Consider the following 3590-nt stretch of genomic DNA (forward strand, 5'->3'; position numbering starts at 1 on the left):
CATCTACTCAAACGGAACAAAACCTGGGACACTTCAAAGCACCGATCGTCCTAGCCAGCACTGACACAAGCAGCGCAACTGCTGCAAGCAGTAAAAACACTGGGACACTTTCGCCTATTAGCCCTGCCTAGTTGATAGGGGTGATAGGGAAACAGGGCTTGAAGCGAGAGTTTTCTTAGTTTTATTCTTATCCAACCGTTTTAGGATTACGGGCGTAGGCCTTAAAAGCTCGCACTATGCGGTAGTTCGTATTGGCTTCAATTACAGAGGAAAGTCTTTCTCCGTCAGCAATCCATTGGAGAGGATCAAAACTGCTGTTCCATCGCTGAGCGACACCAACTCTGCCGTCGCTTTGAAAATTTTTCCGCCATTCTCTGATCCATCCATCGAAGGTATGGGGTGAACTTTTTAAAGCTTGGTGGGCTGCAGAACAGAATGCGTTTTCTTCTGCTTCATCTACTCCCCAGACTGCTGAGGGTCTTGCATTGTCGGGGTAGATGATTACGTAGGTGTGTTTCATGACAATGTTTTATTTGCAGGGACTAGGGGGATGGGGCGGTGTAGATAGTGTGCGAATCTTCTATCGACAGTTACATCAGCCTCTGCTTCTATCTGTCTTGCAATCCACAGCCCTTCTTGTAGCCAGCTGTTGAGGTCAAAGCCCTCTCTCCACCAAGAAACAAACGACGTTCCAACACCATATCCATAGTTTTCGATCCAAGTGCGGTTCCACCGTTTTAAGATTTCGATTAGGCCAATGCTGAGGTGTAGGTCAGATGGCTGAAGGAAATCGTCTTCACGTTCGCGCTGTATGTCATCCCTTTCTGACCATAGTCCCCAATCCATCCCTTCTTCAGGAAACAGTGTGATTATCGTGGTAGGTACTTTCGGCATCCTCCCCAATCCCTTCCGCCTCGGTCGTCATTCGTGTAGGCATTGTGCAGGGTAGAAGAGCTACTCCATACAATGGCGTAGCTTCTGACTTTAGAGTAAGTGTTATACCTTGTTTTAAGGTATGTCCCAGGCCTGCTTGTTTTATTGGTGAACTCTTGTGATAGGAGCGTATGTGCTACGCAGGTTTGAAAGTCTTCCCAAACCTGTCTCGTTATCTCCTCTTGAGGGGGCATGTGGTTATCGGCAATATGCCAAAGATCCCTGCAGTATAGACTCACGCCAGAGTGGTGAAAAACGGTAAGTTTTCCGTTGTCATATCCGCCAATACACTCATGCATTCTATCAAAATTGTCTCCGATAACTTCCTCTGAATCAGTTGATCTACTGGCTGGCCGGCTGGCTCCGAAGGCTGATATTTCTTGGTATGCCGGAAGAGGAAAATTAGGAGACCGGATAAGCCCTCGCTGAAAATACTGCAAATCCCCTCCGTCTTTAGTCGGTTTGATGTCTGCGGTCGGATACCCGTATTTTCCTTTTTCGAAACCGCTATTTGCCCATTCATACAGAACTGGACCATAGATAGGATGGGCTCCGGTTGCTGGAGACCAGTAGATAAAACCCCAGACAAACCTGCTGAATTTTCCAACTCCATCTGGAGTTGATGTCTCATCCTCGATTGGGTAGCTGAGCATTTGTCCTTGTTCGGCACCTGTCTCCAGCCACTTATCGTAGATTGCACCCTTGATAGCTGCTAGACCAGCAAGGGATCCATAGATGTGTCCCTTTGAGAAAGACTGTTTCCGGCCGGTTCCGTCTGGCAAAGCGAATTCATCGGTGGTGGGGTATCCCAGCTCACCTCGCTCCCAGCCATTGCGGGCCCAAACAACAGAAAAGTGCGTGGTAATCGGATGAGCGCCGGTTTGGGGGTGCCAGTAGATGAACCCGTTGACGAACTCATTGCGACGTCCGACACCATCAGGAACGCCGAGTTCATTGGACTTCGGCCAAGTGAGGAAACTCTTTGGTCCACCGAGGGAATCGTACTTTTCCCGGATTTTTCCGCACACTTTAAAAGGGCTAGGCCAATACGTCCGACAGTTATCAACGGCGGCAAACGTCTGTACTCCAGAGCGTGTCTGCGTGGCTTGTTCTTTAGCCTCTTGGATTTCGGCTTGGTTAGCTTGTTCTTTCGTGAATCCACCGGGAATTTGTTCTTTATCGGAACGCATCTTCCCTGGAGTGATTTTGCTTTTGGGGTTGGTGGTGGGATGCCAGTTCTTACCTGTTTGGTTATCAACGTTGTTGTCGTCGAACCCCGGTTCTGTTGGTTCTAGGTTTTCTCGTCCGGGTGCGACCTGATCAGCGTGGTTGTCTGCTGGTGTACTGGTAGTTGTTGGTGGTTGTGTGGGGTGAGCCTGCACGGCAGGGGTGAACCCCATGCCGAGGGTGATGGCGAATAGGAAAGTGGTGATAATGCGAGATGGTCTGGCCATGGTGGGGCATCTTTCGCTGTAGTGGATGGTTAGAAATGAGCTTAGTGTGAGAAACGTATCTCGGGAATGAAAAATGGCTGACTAGTTGGAAAATCTTGCAAAATCCCAGGGAAACTACGGTTGCGTCCCTTAGTGTGGTGTAACGCTTACTGATGGTGGGCCCTTGAAAATAGTGGGGCGGCCATCGTCAGTAACCTTTCGACTCAACGACCACATCTCACCGAAAGGCACATGACGATGACCGCTGCTCCGCATTCTATCGACCCGACAACCTATCTGGATGATGTGCTGACCCAAGCGTCGCCGGATCTGATGCGGCAGATGCTGCAAGGGTTTATCAACCAGATCCTCTCCGCCCAGGCTGATACCGTGTGCGGGGCTGAATACGGTGTTGCTTCCACCGAACGGGTCAACCACCGCAACGGGTACCGTCACCGCGACCTCGACACCAGAGTCGGCACAATCGATGTGGCAGTGCCGAAGCTGCGCCACGGCGCGTTGTTCCCGGACTGGCTGCTCGAGCGAGGCTCACGTGCCGAACGCGCACTATCGACCGTGATCGCAACCTGCTATCTCAAAGGGGTTTCCACCCGCCGAATAAACGATCTGGTGGCAACGCTAGGGATTTCCAACATGTCGAAATCGCACGTCTCGCGGATGTCGGAAGAACTCGACGCGATGGTCGCAGATTTCAAAAACCGCCCCCTGGATCCCGGTGGGTATGCCTACCTCTCTTGCGACGCACTCGCGATCAAGGTGCGGGAAGGCGGCCGGGTGGTTACATGCTGCGTCCTTTTGGCCACCGGGGTCAACGCCGACGGCTATCGCGAAATGCTCGGCATGCATGTCGCCACCGCGGAATCCAACGCGTCGTGGAAAGGCTTCTTTCAGGACTTAAAAGCCCGCGGGCTTCGCGGTGTTTTCCTTATCACCAGTGATGCTCATGAGGGCATCCAGCACGCCATTTCTGACGTGCTGCCCGATGCGTCGTGGCAGCGCTGTCGCACCCATTTCGCGAAAAACCTCTACGAAAAGGTCCCGAAGACACAGTGGCCGATGGTCTCTGCGATGTTCCAGACAATCTTCCAGCAACCCGACGCTCAATCCACCTGGGGACAAGCCCGCGAAGTCGTTGATCTACTGGAACCAAAGTTCCCGTAGGTTGCGGCCTATCTAGGGCGTGTCTCCTAATTGTGGGCCTGT

General features: G+C 51.9%; 2 protein-coding genes and 1 pseudogene. 1 reads left to right on the top strand and 2 read right to left on the bottom strand.

The window, feature by feature from the left end; translation table 11 throughout:
* Positions 1-187: 187 nt before the first annotated feature.
* Both HMPREF3097_RS09695 and HMPREF3097_RS09570 read right to left on the bottom strand, forming a co-directional pair.
* Positions 188-520 (bottom strand): hypothetical protein, encoded by a 333-nt coding sequence (locus tag HMPREF3097_RS09695; RefSeq protein ID WP_141759501.1) that lies wholly within the window; start codon positions 518-520, stop codon positions 188-190.
* A gap of 349 nt (positions 521-869) precedes the next feature.
* Positions 870-2387 (bottom strand): LGFP repeat-containing protein, encoded by a 1518-nt coding sequence (locus HMPREF3097_RS09570; RefSeq protein WP_012360704.1) that lies wholly within the window; start codon positions 2385-2387, stop codon positions 870-872.
* A 237-nt stretch (positions 2388-2624) separates the two neighbouring features.
* Between HMPREF3097_RS09570 and HMPREF3097_RS07420 the strand changes: the two are divergent.
* Positions 2625-3545: pseudogene (locus HMPREF3097_RS07420) on the top strand (IS256 family transposase); the annotation flags it as partial.
* Between the last annotated feature and the right edge of the window lie 45 nt (positions 3546-3590).

Source organism: Corynebacterium sp. HMSC27B11 (assembly GCF_001815985.1).
In the GTDB taxonomy this organism is placed as follows: domain Bacteria; phylum Actinomycetota; class Actinomycetes; order Mycobacteriales; family Mycobacteriaceae; genus Corynebacterium.

Excerpts from the sequence above, each read along its gene's own strand:
- HMPREF3097_RS09695 (WP_141759501.1), bottom strand. The coding sequence starts at position 520 with ATGAAACACACCTACGTAATCATCTACCCCGACAATGCAAGACCCTCA.
- HMPREF3097_RS09570 (WP_012360704.1), bottom strand. The coding sequence starts at position 2,387 with ATGGCCAGACCATCTCGCATTATCACCACTTTCCTATTCGCCATCACC.